Origin of the sequence: Emcibacter sp., from assembly GCF_963675455.1 — a bacterium.
Classification (GTDB): Bacteria; Pseudomonadota; Alphaproteobacteria; order Sphingomonadales; family Emcibacteraceae; genus Emcibacter.
Map to the genome: position 1 here is coordinate 1,006,053 of NZ_OY776217.1, position 15,474 is coordinate 1,021,526.

5 protein-coding genes and 1 pseudogene are annotated in these 15,474 nt (G+C 55.2%); 4 read left to right on the top strand and 2 right to left on the bottom strand.

Annotated features, from left to right (window positions below):
• Nucleotides 1-636: 636 nt before the first annotated feature.
• Nucleotides 637-8,205, bottom strand: a complete 7,569-nt coding sequence (locus tag ACORNT_RS04545; protein WP_321395924.1) for a hypothetical protein — start codon at nucleotides 8,203-8,205, stop codon at nucleotides 637-639.
• A gap of 381 nt (nucleotides 8,206-8,586) precedes the next feature.
• Between ACORNT_RS04545 and ACORNT_RS04550 the strand changes: the two are divergent.
• Nucleotides 8,587-9,761: pseudogene (locus tag ACORNT_RS04550) on the top strand (IS3 family transposase).
• Nucleotides 9,762-9,784: 23 nt separating this feature from the next.
• On the opposite strand, the gene ACORNT_RS04555 reads toward ACORNT_RS04550, so the two are convergent.
• A complete protein-coding gene (locus ACORNT_RS04555) occupies nucleotides 9,785-10,438 on the bottom strand; it encodes a TetR/AcrR family transcriptional regulator (RefSeq protein ID WP_321395927.1) in 654 nt (217 codons plus the stop codon).
• A gap of 254 nt (nucleotides 10,439-10,692) precedes the next feature.
• On the opposite strand from ACORNT_RS04555, the gene ACORNT_RS04560 reads away from it, so the two are divergent.
• From ACORNT_RS04560 to ACORNT_RS04570, 3 genes are all read left to right on the top strand, one after another.
• Entirely contained in the window at nucleotides 10,693-12,888 is a 2,196-nt protein-coding gene (locus ACORNT_RS04560) for a TonB-dependent receptor (protein WP_321395929.1), read from the top strand.
• Between the two features lie 118 nt (nucleotides 12,889-13,006).
• Nucleotides 13,007-14,980: an NAD(P)-binding protein gene (locus ACORNT_RS04565; RefSeq protein WP_321395933.1), complete on the top strand. Its 1,974-nt coding sequence runs from the start codon at nucleotides 13,007-13,009 to the stop codon at nucleotides 14,978-14,980.
• Nucleotides 14,980-15,441 carry a nuclear transport factor 2 family protein gene (locus ACORNT_RS04570; RefSeq protein WP_321395936.1) on the top strand — a complete coding sequence of 154 codons (462 nt, stop codon included), beginning with the start codon at nucleotides 14,980-14,982 and terminating at the stop codon, nucleotides 15,439-15,441. Before ACORNT_RS04565 ends, ACORNT_RS04570 begins: the two co-directional genes overlap by 1 nt.
• The last annotated feature ends 33 nt before the right edge of the window (nucleotides 15,442-15,474 follow it).

The window sequence follows — 15,474 nt, forward strand, 5'->3', positions numbered from 1 at the left end:
TGGTTGTTTGTTCGAACTATTTACCAGAGGACTCGTAAACATCCCTTTAACACCGGTTCGACAGGGAGGCCAAGAATGAATTCTGCTCATCCGATGCAAAGCGTAATTCACCCGGGCAACCTTCAATTCTCATCTTTAGGAAAACTAAAATGTACCCCTATCGGGAGGTTGTTGCAATTGCATACTGGAAGGAACAGATAATTTTATACTTCGCTTGCAGAAAGTTGTGATTTTTCGTAGTTTTGTGCTCGACTTCATGAAGTATTTAACTGTCACCAATCGAATTTGAGAAACAGGGTTGTGACGGATTGGATGAGGGCAGAGTTGTTTAATTACGGTGACTGTAACTGAATTAAACCGATCTCCCTCTTTTAGTGGGGGAAAGTCATAACAACTTCCGTACAAATCCTGCCCCCGCAACCAAAACGAACAAACCCAGCCCCGTGCTGGGTTTTGTCGTTTTAGTCATGCGTCGGTCAGAATTGAACCTACGGAGAAGTAGGGTTTAACCGAAGGCGCAGCGCTGCAACGCAGCGTGAAACAGCGCCAAGGTCAGCGGAGCTAAATCCTACCCCAAAACCAAAAATTAGCCCAGCAAAACACCGGGCTTTCTTGTTTCTTTCTGAAAGTGGTTTTTTACCAGACATAGCGGATGGTGGCCTGCCCCCTGCTGACGCGCAGATTACCGGCGAAGGTGCCGCTGTAGGTGACATCAAGGATCACACGATCCCACAGCTGGGTCATGAGGCCCGCCTCAACCCTGAACTGGTCTGTGGGCATGTCGACGCCGTAGATGGCAAATTCGTCATCGGGAAGCGCCTGGAAAGCGGCCGCGGTCGAGCGGCCCTTGTCGCCGAATTCATGCTCCCAGAACAGGCCGACCATCGGTTGGAAGCGACCGGCATTCTCACCTTCCTCTCGGCTTAGCCGCAGACCCAGAGTCGATTTCAAGGAAGTGATGCTATTGTCGTCGACGGAAAGACCAAGATCGTTTCCGCCCTCTTCCTCGAACGCATCTCTGTGCAGGCGCGCATATTGCAAGTCGGCAAGCGTAGTGATGTTTGACCCAGCCAGTGTGAACTGTTTGCGGATATGCATATTGGCCATCACGCTGTGACCGCTGGGCGAGGCCTCAAGCTGCAGGTTCTGGGACGTGGTCTGGAGGCGGCGGGAGCTGTCGTAATAGTCCAGCGAGTAGCCCAGGCTTGCACCAAACTCCATACCATTCCCGGCCCGATGCGTCACATAGGCGGCGGTATCAAGACTGGTGCGGCCGTTGTCGGAAGCGCCGGCATCCAGGCGCGATCCGCCCAAGGCAAACCCAAAGCTGGTATCGGCCTTGCGATAGTCAAAGCTAGTCATAGCGCCGCTGGCTTTATAGGAATAGCCAAAGGCATTGCCGTCGCCATCTACATCGCCCCATTCGCCGTACAGATTGCCGGAAATGGCCCAGCGTCCGTCATGATCCTTGCGATCCATCAAACCGAAGGCGTTATCCATGACATGGCCCATAAAGGTCTGGCGCGCCCGGAGTGTCGGCGTTGCCAACCGGACGGAAGTCTGGTTGGTCAGCTGGTTGAACGCTGACGCCGCTTCACTGCGCAGGGTCCAGGTCATGTCTTCAACAAAATCGACAATCTGCGTGCTGGCATCACCAGCGTCCGCCATGGCCGCCATCGTATCCAGCCTGGCGCCGAGCGCCTGCTGCTGGGCGTTCATTTCCGGAATAACGAAGCTGTCGCGGTCGAGGCGCACTTCAATGCCGCCCGCCGTGAAGACCGGCGTAAAGGTCGAGAAGTAGGGGGTGTTGCCCCTTACTTCGGAGAAGCTTCCGGTGATGCCGTCGGTGGCGGTCATGAACTGGAAGGTGTCGCCCAGTTCGTTGTCGCTCCGCTCGAAGTCGGAGATCACTTCCAGCGTACCCCCCAGTGTGGCGGTGCCGTCGATGATCACCTGGTCGACATCCGAGCCGATCACTTCGAGCTCGAAAATGCTGCCCTCCGCCATGACCAGTTCGCCTTCAATTTCGAAGGTGCCGATGGAGGTGCCCGGTGCGAAGCGCCCGCCGGGATCAACCCAGACGGCGCCGATCACCCGGCCGCGGCCTTTCAGCGTGCCGCCGCTTTCGATCCTGACCGCATGCGCCGACATGAGATAGGTGTTTGACGGCAGAATAAACACGCCGGATTTGACGGTGAAGGTGGCAAATCCGATCCTCGCAATGCCGTCTTCCGGAGAGACTCTACCGAACAAAGAGAAGCTTCCTTCGCCCACCATTTTGAAGTGCTCGAAGTTGACGAAGCGTTGCATATCAACGGACATGCTGGCGCCGGCGCTGGTGGCAGCGACCAGGGTGTTGCCGCCGCCCGCGCCGCCATCGACCCAGGCAGTCTTCGTCAGGCTGATGCCACCATTGTCACTCGAGTCCCATTGCGATTTCTCGCTGATGATCAGTGTGTCGGCCCCGCCGGCCATATCGACCTTGCCGGCCCCGACATCAATTGTACCGTCATTGAGCAGGGTGTTGGCGTCGTCCGAGAAGACGATGGACCCATCAATGGTGCCATAGTTTTCAATGGAATTGCGGGTCTGTACCGTGCCGGTGATGGTGCCGTTGTTCTGCAGGCTGGAATAGAGGCCCAGGTTCATGGCTGAGCGAACATCGCCTGTGGAGTCATGGCCGGTCACCGGCCCGGTAATCGTGCCGTTGTTGGTGGTCGTGGTGTTACCGCCCGTCGCCGTCACGCCGCCTTCGACCCTGGCATCCTTGGCTACGGTCAGGCTGCCGCTATTCAGCTGGACGGCGCCGCCGATGGTCCCTTCGTTGACCAGTTTATCGATGCCTGCCAGCATGACATTACCATTGATCACGCTACGGTTGATGACGCTGTTGGTGCCACCGCCCAAGCTGACGGAGCCGGTGATGGTGCCTGTATTGATGACACTGTCTTCATGGGCGCCGCCGCTCACGCTGCCGGTGATGGTGCCGCTGTTGTCGACGCTGTTCGTGCCGTTATACAAGGCAATATTGCCGGTGATGTCGCTGGTATTGGTCACCGTGTCCGCGCCGTTGCCAGCCCCGATATCGCCAGTCAGCTCACCGGAATTAGTCAACACGTTGATACCGTCGCCAAGCGCAACCGCGCCGGTGATCGTTCCGCTGTTGGTTAGGCTGTTGTCGCCACTGCCGAGGTCCAGGTTGCCCTTGATGGTGCCGCTGTTGCTGACCTCGTCAGCGCCGGCGCCGAAGGTGGTGTCGCCTGTGATGGTACCGCTGTTGGTCAGCCTGTTGTCACCGTCACCAAAGTCCATGCTCAGCCGCGGCTGGCCGAAGAAGGCTTGGGTAAGGCCCGAGTTCTCGAGCACATCGTTGCCACCGCCCAGATCGATGCTGGAGGCGTTGAGATTGCCATTGTTGGTGATCGTGTTGGCGCCCGCATCACCGGTGATATTGCCTACTAGGCCTGAGACCGCAGCGATCTCAAGTTTGCTGGTGGAGGTCATGCTAACGCCACCAAGGAAGAAGTGCAGACCGTTCAGGGTCCAGTCCGCGGCACCATTTGTCCCGTTCACATGCAGGACTTCATAGCCGCTGAAGTCACCGAAGTTGAGGCTGCCGGTGCCCCGCACTTCCAGCGTGTCGGTGCCATAATCGCTATCGGTATCGCCGAGTACCGCCTTAGCAGCGTTCAGGATGGACGCCGTCACGATGAGGCGGTCATTGCCGGTGCCGAGTGTGATTTCGCCGTTGACTGTCCCCAGTTTGGAGGGGTCGACCACGTCATCGCCGGCTCCGAAGTCGAGGTTGCCGGTGATGGTGCCGCCGCTATTGTCGATGCGGTCGCTGCCGTCTCCCAGGCCGACATCGCCGGTGATGGTGCCGCTGTTGGTCAGAGTGTTGGCTCCGTTGCCGCCGGTGACATTGGCGGTCAGCTGCCCGCTATTGGTCAGCTTGGTGGTGCTGCCCAGTATGACGCCGTCGCTAAACTCATGGCTGCCGGTGAGGGTCCAGTCTGTGCCTTGGATGTCCAGCTTTTCCATGCCGATGATCTTGCCCGAGGCAAAAGTGCCGCTTTCGATTAGTAGCAGGGTATCGAATCCCTCCCCACCGGTCAGCGAACCGACCTCGAGGTCCGAGCCGTTCCAGTTGAAGACGTCATCTCCTGCGCCGAGCGAAACGCTGCCGCTCACCGTGCCGAGGGCGCTGGAGGCCAGGCTTTCATTGCCGCCGCCGAGGTCCACATTGCCGGTGATGGTGCCGGCGCCGTTGTCAAAAACATCTACGCCGTCGCCCAGGGATACATCGCCGGTGATGGTCGCCTTGTTGATCAGCGTGTTGGCGCTTTCATCACCCAGTACCTCGGCCGTCATCGTGCTCTCGTTGATCAGCGTTGCCGTGCCGATAATGCGCACGCCGTCATAACTCTGCGTTCCCCTCACAACCCAGGTCAGGCCGGAGAGGCCGAGCAGTTCCATGTCGGATTCAATGGAGCCCGCGAAAGTACCGCTGCCGGACAGCTCAAAAGTGTCCAGGCCGTCGCCGCCGGTCAGCGTCAACAGGTCGAAGCTTGAACCGTCGAAAGTGCCGTTTTCCAAGACCAGGCGCAGGGTGTCGTCACCCGCGCCCATATCGATGGAGCCTTCAATCTGGCCGAGCTTCAACACATCCAGAACGTCGTCACCGGCGCCAAAATCGATAGCGCCGACGATACTGCCGCCGGTGTTGTCCAGCGTGTCGACGCCGTCACCGAAACTGATATTGCCGACCAGGGTGCCGCCATTGTTATTCAGCGTGTCGATACCGTCGCCGAAATCAACGTCACCGGTGAAGGTGCCGCTGTTGTTGAGCAGGTTGTTACCGTCGCCAAACGACATGTCATGGGCATAAGTGCCGGTATTGTTCAGTGTATCATTGCCATCGCCCAGAGTGATGGTTCCGGTGATGGTGCCGAGATCGTCCGTATCCAACACGTCGGAGCCCGCGCCGAAGTCCACATTGCCGGTGATGGTCCCTGTATTGACCAGCCGGTCCGCGCCGTCGCCCAGGTTCAGGTCGACGACCACATTGCCTGCGTTGTTGACCGTGTCGTTACCATCGCCGAGGAAGATGCCGCCGGTGACCGTACCCGTCTTGCTGGCATCGAAGACTTCGTCGCCTGCGCCAAAGTCCACCTTGCCCTCAACGGTGCCGCCAGTGTTGTCGAACTCGTCGACGCCGTCGCCGAACAGCACATCGCCGGTGATGGTGCCGGAATTGGTCAGCCAGTCATTATTCGCGCCCAGATCGACGGTGCCGTCCAGGGTGCCAAGGTTCCATACCCCGTCATTACCGCCGTTCAGCGTTACATCGCCGGTAAGCGTGCCTGTGGCGGCGTTGGAGAGCAGGTTGACGCCGAAGTCGCCGGTAACATCCGCCGTCAGGCCGCCCCAGTTGGCAAGCTGTCCGGTACCGGTGAGGGAAACACCGCCGCTGAAGCTCTGGTCGCCGAGCAGGGTCCAGATGGCGGACTCCACAGTGGCTTGCTCAAAACCGGTGACCGTGTTGATCAAGAGGATGGAATTGACGCTGCCGGACATCAGCAAGGTGTCCGTACCGTCGGCAGCCGTCGTGCCGGCATCGATTGCGGCCACATTGCCAAGCGAGGTGCTGGTCACCACGAAGGTATCGTCGCCCGTGCCGAAGATCACGCTGCCGGAAATTGTGCCCAGCTTGTCGCCATGCAGGTAGTCATCCCCCGCGCCGAAATCGACATTGCCTGTAATGGTGCCGCCGGTGTTGTCCAGGATGTCGGCGCCGTCGCCGAAGTTGATATCACCGGTAATATTGCCAGCATTGGTCACCGTGTCGGCACCACCCGCCAGGGCGATATCGCCAATATAGGAGGCGCCGGATTCGTTGGTGAAGAGATTGACCTCGTCATCTCCGGTAATATCGGCTGTCAGGGTTCCCCTGTTCAGGAGATGAGTCTCCGCGCCGTTCAGGATGACGCCTGACGTATAGGCTTGCGTCCCTTCCAGTGCCCATTCGGAAGAGCCTAAATCCCAGTCGCTGACCACCAGTTTTTCAAAGCTGGTGAACGACCCATCATAGACATTCGTTGTATCCGATGTGCCCACCAGTTCCAGCGTATCCATGCCGGCGCCGCCGGTCACCGTGCTGCCGAAGCTGCCGGAGATGAAACCGTAGCCCAGCAACTGCAGCGTGTCGCTACCACCGCCAAGATCCACGGCACCTGTGATGGCGCCCCAATTGGCCAGTGTGTTGGCGGAATCGTCGCCGGTCACAGTTGACGTCAGGGTCACGCCAATTACGGCCAGTGAACTGCCTTCGCCAATCAGCTGTATGCCCCCGGAAAATTCCATATCGGCACCGATCGACCACTCACCCTTCACTTCCAGCGCTTCGAAGCCGGTCGGCGTCGGTCCGGTCCCGCCCAAGGACTGTCCGAGCACGCCATTGCCCTGAAGCTCCAGCGTGTCTGTTCCTGCCCCGGCTTCGATCGTGATCAATTCGTCGCTGCTGTTGAGATAAGCCGAGGTCGACGGGTTGTTGTCATCGTGAATCATTATAAAGCGGTCGTCACCGCCGCCGAGGTCGATATTGGCGGAAATGGTCCCCGAGTTGGTGATGGTGTTAGAGCCGTCGCCACCAATGATGTTAGGAGCGTCGAATGTCCCGTGGTTTGTCAGATCGCAATCCTGACCAAGGTCAAAATCTGTGTCAGAGCTATAGCCGTCCACATCCACGCTCTCGCAGTTGCCGCCTATGATTTCGAAACCTGTATAGGTGACGCCGACAAGCGTGGCAGAACCCTGAAGTTCAATAATATCGCCCGTGGTTTCCGTGCCACCGTCGAGCGTGCCGCTGAACACGGCGCCATCCTGGATGATCACCTTGTCGTCACCGGCCCCGAAATTTACATCGCCGACAATTGTCCCGGCGTTGGTTAGGAGGTCGTCGCCCGTGCCCATAGTCAGCGACCCGTCTATCTGTGCTCCGGTGGCGTTGGTCACAATGTTGGTGCAGTCGCCCAGATCCACATTGCCGGTGATGCGGCCATAGTTGGTCAGCGTGTCGTCGCCTGTCCCCGTCGTCAGATTGCTTGCCAGTGTGACCGCGCCCAAACCGTCCACCGCGCCGATGATTCCGGTACTGGTGTTGGTGATTGTGTTGTTGCCGTCGCCGAGGTCCACATGCCCTTCCAGCGCACCTGAGTTGAGCAGGGTCATGTCCGCAAAGGTCAGGTTGGCAGGCGTGACGACGACAGCGTTCATGGCCGTAATGGTGCCGCTGTTGGTGATTGACCCGGTTGCAGTATCAAGCGACATCAACAAGCCGGTTGAATCGCTGGTCACATCCGCGTTGCTGACCGTAATGGTGCCGCTGTTGTCAAAATCGCCGGCGTCGTCAATTTGCACGCCGACCACGGCAAAAGGCGTGGATGTGTCGCCCGTAACCGTAATTTGTCCGCTGTTGCTGACCTGGGTGGTGCTTACTCCCTCGAAACCCCAGACTACCATGCCTCGTGTGCTTGCTGCCGCCGGAATATTGATCGGCGGGCCAAGGGGGTCAAACGGATCGACCACGGAACCGTCCACGCCGGGGCCACCGGTTATAGTGATGTTGCCCGAGTTGGTTACTGACGTATTGGAGAGCACGTTGACACCTTCGGCCAGTGCACCGCTCGCATTGCTGATGGTAATATCGCCCGTGTTATTAACGGTGGCATAGCCAAGCACGCTGGAGATGCCAATGCCGCCGCGGTTGTCAGGACCGCCGGAAAAGAGGATTTCAATCGTGCCGTTGTTGGTGATATCCGCGTCGGTGCCGAGAATATCGATGCCGCTGGCCAATTCGGGATCAGCCAGGCTGCTGGTGTCGACCTTGATCAAACCATTGTTGACGACTGTCCCGTTGTCACCAAACAGTACTACACCGCCTGCTCCCAGTGTCGGCGTGATCAACACCTGGCCATCGGCCGTAACGCCGTTTACGCCGACCTCGATGGTCAGGATTCCGCCCTCGCCAACAGTAATGCCGTCACCGCTGTTTTCTACGGATGCATCCGGATTTACGGTAATTGTCTGGTTTATATTGGCCGAACCGTCATACCCGTCAGTGTCTGTGCCGGAGCAAACAACGGTTGTCGTATCTCCTGCGCAATCGGCCCAGACGGGGGGAGAATCCGCTAGAACGCCTGCCATAACCAAAAACGAACTGGACGCCAACAAACCAAGTTTGCGGGCGTTTTTTATCCCCTTACCCCTTTTAAGCATACTCAACACCATACTGTTAAAATACAAATAAAAATTTCAGAACTATCCCATAAGCATTTGAACTAATTAAATTAAAAAATAATTAACTAGCGTCGTACGGGAAGCCGGAGAGTTGATTTTTTATGCTTGACGGAAAAAGTATCGGAGGTCTTGGCTTTTTGCCCTTTTTATAACAACTTCCGTACAAATCCTGCTCCTGATCTAAACCGAAGTTGTTAAGTTCAGGCTACTAACGCCAATTGACTGGACTTGTCTTAAAAAAGTGGACAGGGCCTCCAAAAGACTTATTGATATTTTATGGAGGAACTTATGGTCCGAACAAGACATTCAGAAGATTTCAAGCGTGAGGCTGTCAAGCTGGCGCTGAGCAGCAATTTACCGCGGCAGGCCGTTGCCGAAGATTTGGGGATCGGCAAATCGACCCTTGGCAAGTGGATCACCGAACATCGACAGGCACAGCAGGGGGCGGAAGAGCCTTCCGGCGGGTCTGACGACCTTCACCAGGAGCTTGCCCGGCTTCGTCGCGAGAACAGGATATTGCGTGAGGAGCGCGAACTCTTAAAAAAAGCAACCGCCTTCTTCGCAAGCCAAAAATAATGCGCTACCGATTTATCGATGCGGAGAAGGCGCATCATCAGGTGGGCCGCCTCTGCAGCCTGCTGGAGGTTTGCCGGTCGGGCTATTATGCCTGGCGCAGCCGCCCTGCCAGCAAACGGTCCCGGGAGGACCTGGTGCTTCTGGCCCATATCAAGGCGGAGTTCGAAAGCAGCCACTATTCCTACGGCCGCCCGCGGATGGTGGAAGAACTGAAGGCCAAGGGACTGGAGGTCGGGCACACCCGTATCGGGCGCCTGATGAGGGAGAATGGCATTCAGGCCATTCGCAGCCGCAGGAAACGCTATCAGCGGCCCGGCCTCGTGCCGTCGTTCGGCTATGCCCCCAACCTGCTGGATCAGGACTTTACGGCCGACAACTTATTGAATGCAGGCCCAATGAGAAATGGGTCGTTGACATCTCCTATGTCGCCACCCTGCGCGGCTGGATTTATCTGGCTGTGGTGATGGACCTTTATTCCCGCCGCATTGTCGGATGGCATATGAGTGACCGGATGAAGCAGGATCTGGCCTTGCAGGCGCTAAAAATGGCCATCTCCCTGCGTCGGCCGGAGCCGGGTCTGATCCATCACTCAGACCGTGGCAATAGAATATATTTGGCAATATGTGGCGACAGAATACCAGATGACGCTGAAACAACATGCCATCGTCCCGTCCATGTCCGGGAAAGGCAACTGCTATGACAATGCGGCTGTCGAGGCCTTCTTCAAAACCTTGAAAGCGGAACTTGTCTGGCGCGTGAAATTCGAAAGCCGGGAACAGGCAGAAAGGATCATCAATGAGTACATTATGAACTTCTATAACCGGAAAAGGCGACATTCGACCCTTGGCAACATCAGCCCGATGGCCTATGAAAAATTAGCCGCCTAAAGAGCACGGTCCTGTCCACTTTTTTAAGACAAGTCCAGGTGATTTTTTCTGGGGAGATACTTTGGGAGATATAACTCCAGATAAGCAACTTTTGCGCGGCAAGCTTCTTCCACATATTCTTCCGTTAATCTGTCGTTTTCCTCAACGGAGATCATAAACATGGCGTCAGCGATCTGAATGGCCCGAAAGAAGATTTGTCCAGGATTTTCGAGCGCAGGCAGGATGAAATATTTTTCAAGTAATGACATCAGCGCATCACCAAACCCAGCCTCCTTTGCACACCCGGCTCTTTTAATTTCAGGATCGGTCTTTATGCCCAGCATCAACTGGCGTGCGGCAATATCCTGGCTATAAAAATCGCATGCCGCCTTGGTATAGCTTCTCACAAGATCCTCCCAGGTTCCGGGACTCGGAAGATCCAGCGGTGAATTTATCATTTCGTCAGCAATCGAGGCCGCCAGATCTTTGAACAGTTCACGGATATCTGGGTAAAAATGATAGGTTGAGCTTGTGGCGATTCCCGCATGTTCTGCTACGGAAGGGAGGGTTATTTGCCCCATGTCTCTTTCGTTCAGGAGCTCCCTCGCTGCCTGGAGCAGTGCCAGTCTTCGTTCTCTACCGCGGGCCTGGGTATGTTTTCGCTTTGTTGTGTTTTCCAATGAAATGGACTCACTCATATGCTGTTCCAATGGGCTTTTATTGTTCGTATTACACTCGTTGTTACACTTATACCAGAATATATTCCAATTTAATACTGGAATCGATTCCATGAACGGGGAGTCTTGTTTCAGGTAGGGATGAAGGCTCGGTTCCTTTTAAGGTATGTATATAATTGTTTTTATTGCGATATTTTTGTGGTGAATAATCGACTTGACTAAATTTAAAAATTATAAATATACTCGAATAAATTACAAAAATAGAGGAGACGCATATGATTTTTCCAAAAGCAGGAGCTGTTTCGCTCACCGGTATGATTCTGGCTTCTTCCGCGCTGTTTCCAGTCAGTACGGTTGTTGCTCAGGGGATGGAGTTTGAAGAAATTGTTGTTCGCGCTCAAAAACGTGATCAATCCCTTCAGGATGTTCCCGTCGCCGTAACGGCCTTCCAGGCTTCTGAACTGGAAGCCTTTGATTTTTCCGATCCGGGGGATATCGCGGCCCAAACGCCCAACCTGCAGGTTTCGGGCGCTTATCAACAGGCCAAACCGGTTTTCGCCATGCGGGGCATCAGCTTTAAAAGCTTCAATGCCACGGACAGCCAGGCTGTCGGGGTTTACAGTGACGAGGTCTATATTTCCTCCCGCTCCGGCCAGTTGTTCCAGATGTTCGACCTGGAACGGGTTGAGGTCCTTCGCGGCCCGCAGGGTACTCTGTTTGGCAAGAACACCACCGGCGGAGCCATCAGCTTTTTCGCCAAACGTCCGGGCGACGAATTCGCGGTGGATGGTTCGGTCACCTACGGGCGCTTCAATCAGTTTGATATAGAGGCTGGAGTAAGTGTGCCGGTTGTTAAAGACAAACTCGCGGCGCGGCTATCATTTGTTTCAAACGACCGCGATGGCTATACGCTCAATGAGTACACAGGCGACAAGGTAAATAACCGGAATAACTGGGCGGCTCGGGCCCTTGTGGTATTTACGCCCGGGGAAGGGCAGGAATGGGTGCTGAATGTTCATGGCGGCAATAGCCGGGCAAGCAGCTCCTATTACCATAGTGTGGGTCTTGCCGGTGGAGAAGATTACTTCGGCTACTCCGAAAATCCCGACTTCCAGACTTTGTCTTCGGATATTGATGCGCTGGAAAAAATTGAAAACCTTGGTGTGTCTTTAAATGGCACCATCGATTTTGACGGCTTCTCTCTCACCAGCATTTCAGCATATGAAAAGACAGATTACTGGACCAACGAAGATTCTGATGCGAGTCCCAACGCGATTATTGATGTGATTTTCTCGGACTATTCCGAGCAATTCAGTCAGGAAGTAAGGCTTACCTCCACCACGGACGGACCGCTGAACTGGATTGTCGGGGCTTATTATTTCACTGAAGACCTGGAGGCGCATAATGATTTCAACTTCACGCTGTTTGATGGCGTAAGTTATCAGGACTATGCGCAGGATACAGAAAATTTCGCAGTATTCGGTCAGGCGGGTTATGAGATTTCCGAACGGCTGCGGGCCACAGTTGGCGCGCGCTGGACATACGAAAAGAAAACCATCGATTTTGATGTGCTTGATCGATGGGTCTACACCATAAGCGGTGATCTGGAGACTCTGGTCAGCAGCGACATTCTGGACGCCAATGCCGAAGCCGGGATCGGTCCATCCAGAGACAATAACTGGGACGCCTTTACATGGCGGCTGGGTCTTGATTATGACCTGACCGATAATGTGCTGGTCTACGGCAGCTATAACCGCGGTTTCAAAAGCGGCGGATATAACGGTATTGTCTTCAATGATGGCGAATTCAGTGTTGTTGATCCGGAATTTGTCAATGCCTATGAAATCGGCTTCAAGTCTACGTTCCTGGATCGAAAACTGGTGCTGAATGTCGCGGCGTTTTACAATGAGTTCTCTGATCTTCAGTTGTTTAACTTTACAGAGGGACCGGGCGGTATTCCGGTTACCAGGATTGTCAACGCAGCGTCGGCCGAAGCTTACGGCGCCGAGATTGAAGTGACCGCTCGTCCAGTAGAAGGTCTTAAGATACAGCTTGGGCTTGGACTGGTGGACACCAAGCTAAAGGATGTGACTGCGGACGGTCTTGATGGTTTTGAAGGGAACGAGCTTGCGCTTGCGCCGAACATAAACCTCAGTGGCGTGGTGGATTATCGTCTTGAGCTGGGCGGGAATGCAGGCACAATCATACCCAGGTTCGAGTTCAACTATGTTGATGATCAATATTTCGATGCCTCAAATGATCCGCTCAACTTCCAGCCTGGTTACTGGGTGCTGAATGCGGCGTTGAGCTATGAGGATGCGGATGAACGCTACTCGCTGTCAGTCTGGGTAAAGAACCTGGCGGATGAGGAATATCTGACAGAATCATTACCGTTTGCCGACTTTGGTTTGTACGAGCAGAAGCATAGTGAGCCCAGAACCTATGGTGTGACGTTCAGGTTCCGGTACTAATCTCTCTTGAACTACAGCCTAGGCAAAAAGGCATGGGACGGTTTCCAACCGTCTCTTCCCGGAAACCGGTTTCCATGTCTTTTTGCCGCCTTTCCGGCCCCTAATGCAGGATAGACACATGAGCAAAAACTCAACATCACTGTCAGACCGGCAAAAGCGCAACTGGGGCGATATTACGCGCCGGGATTTTGTCGGTGGCACCCTTCTTGGAACCGGCGCTGCACTTCTTTCGGCCAACGCCCCGGGATTGCTTTCCGGTGTCGCGCGTGCTCAGACGCCTGGACTGACCATGACCGACATCGGTGATGACTGGACAGGTCCAGGCGGAATTGGCGATTACGCCGGCAAAAACGGCAACACAGCAGAGGTGGTGCGGGCAGCGCATGGCGCGATCCGGAATCACTCCTATGATCAAGCCATAGCGGGTGCCAGTGATACCAATGAAGAATATGATCTGATTATCGTCGGGTGCGGCATTGCCGGTTTGACAGCGGCATATATTACGCGCCGGGACAAGCCCGATGCAAAAATTTTGATGCTGGACCAGCACGCCATTTTCGGAGGCGAGGCCAAGCAGAATGAATTTGAGGTGGACGGCTATCGTCTGACTGGGCCCCAGGGGTCCACCGGAATTGTGGTGCCTTATGACCGGGCGAAGGCTGCCAATTTTATCAGTCCGCTCACCGATGAGATCGGCTTGCCGCAACAATATGAATTTCAAAAGGTACAGGGGCTGAAGAAGGATATTCTTGTGCCTGAGGACGCCTATAGCCCGATGCACGTGGCGTGGGAACGCTCCGACACCGGGTTCTATTATCCGGGTCACGGGTGGTCCAAGAATCCTTGGCGTACCGGGTTCAAGGATACGCCGCTTACAGAATCTCAGCGCAATGCTCTGATGAAACTGGAGCTTTACCGCAATCCACCCAAACGGGACGACTGGATGCAGTGGCTGGACAGTATTACTTATAAACAATTCATCGAACAGGAAGTCGGGATTACCGGGACTGATCTTGATGTTGTCACAGACTACCTGAATCCGCAAATGGCCGCTATGGGATGCGGGCTTGGCGCTGATGCAGTTTCCGCACTCTCGGCGTTTAATTTTACGCAACCGGGCGTGAATGGTTACTGGCGCTATCTTGATGGAGGGTCCGATCCGACGGATGACATCTATCTGGCGTCTTTCCCGGGCGGGAATGCGATTATCGCCCGCAAACTTTTGAAGAAAACCATGCCTGATGTGTTCGAGGGCGAGGACAATGTGGTTGACGTTTACCGTAGCAGGGTAAACTGGGCGGCGCTTGACAAGCCGAGGGCTGACGTACGCATGCGACTTTCCAGCACGGTGATCGGTATCCAGCATGATGGTGATCTGTCACGTGCAAAATCCGCTACCGTTACCTATGTAAAAGGCGGTAAGGTTTTCAGGACCAAGGCCAAAGCGGTCATTGCCGCCGGGCAGCAGCATGCGAACCGTCATATCTGCAGGGACATGCCGGAAGATGTGAATTGGGCGATGAAGCAATTCCATCATGCGCCTATGCTGGTCGCCAATGTGGCGGTCCGGAACTGGAAGTTTCTGGAAAAGCTGGGCGTGGCGTCGGCGCGATGGTTTGACGGCTTCGGCTGGTGGGCAAGTCTGCGCCGCAACCTTGTCCTTGGCGGCGAGGAAACGCAGCCGCTGGACCCGTCAAAGCCTTTTGTATTCACTCTCTACAATTCCTTCTGTCTTCCCGGCATGCCACATGATGAACAATGCACGGCGGCGCGTATGAGCCTCTTTGCAATGTCTTACAGTGACATAGAAATGCAGATCCGGGACCAGTTTACGGAAATGTTCGGGGACTACGGGTTTAATGCTGACCGGGATATCGCCGGTATCATCACCAACAGACAGGGGCACGCTTATCTGGTCGATCCACCGGGCTTCTTCTTCGGCAAGGACGGCAAGCCGTCGCCTCTCGAGGTACTCAAGAAACGTTACGGCCGGGTGGCATTTGCACATGCCGAACTATCCGGCGCCCAGATGTGGGAAACCGCTGCAGCCGAAGGCGAGCGGGCCGCTAATCAGATTTTGGAGATTTTGTAATGAAAAAGATTGTAACTTATGTATGTGTCGCTCTGTTTGGCGCTGTCGCCCTGTCCGGGTCGCTTCAGGCTGGAACGGACAAAGAACTAAAAGCGTTTGAGGCGGCAATCAAGGAAAAATACGACCTGAAGGTCAAGGCCTTTGCGGAAAATGACGCCGACACAATTGCTGACAAATTTTACAGCGAAGACGTTGTGTCCGTGGATCCGTCTGGAAAGGTAACCCTGGGGCGCGAGGCTCTCCGAAAGGAATATGAGCATATTGTGCCGACAGCCACGGTTTCCATAGAATCTGTGCACACTTTCGTTGATGGAGACGCGGGGTGGGACTGGGCGAATTTCCATGTAACGCCCACCGATCCCAATGAAAAGCCCTTCACTTTTATCATTCTTTTCTTGTGGGCCAAGGAAAACGGAGAGTGGATTTGCAAGGGCGACCAATATGTGGTCGGCGAACTCTGACTGAAACTCGAGCGGCCGATAGTATCGGCCGCT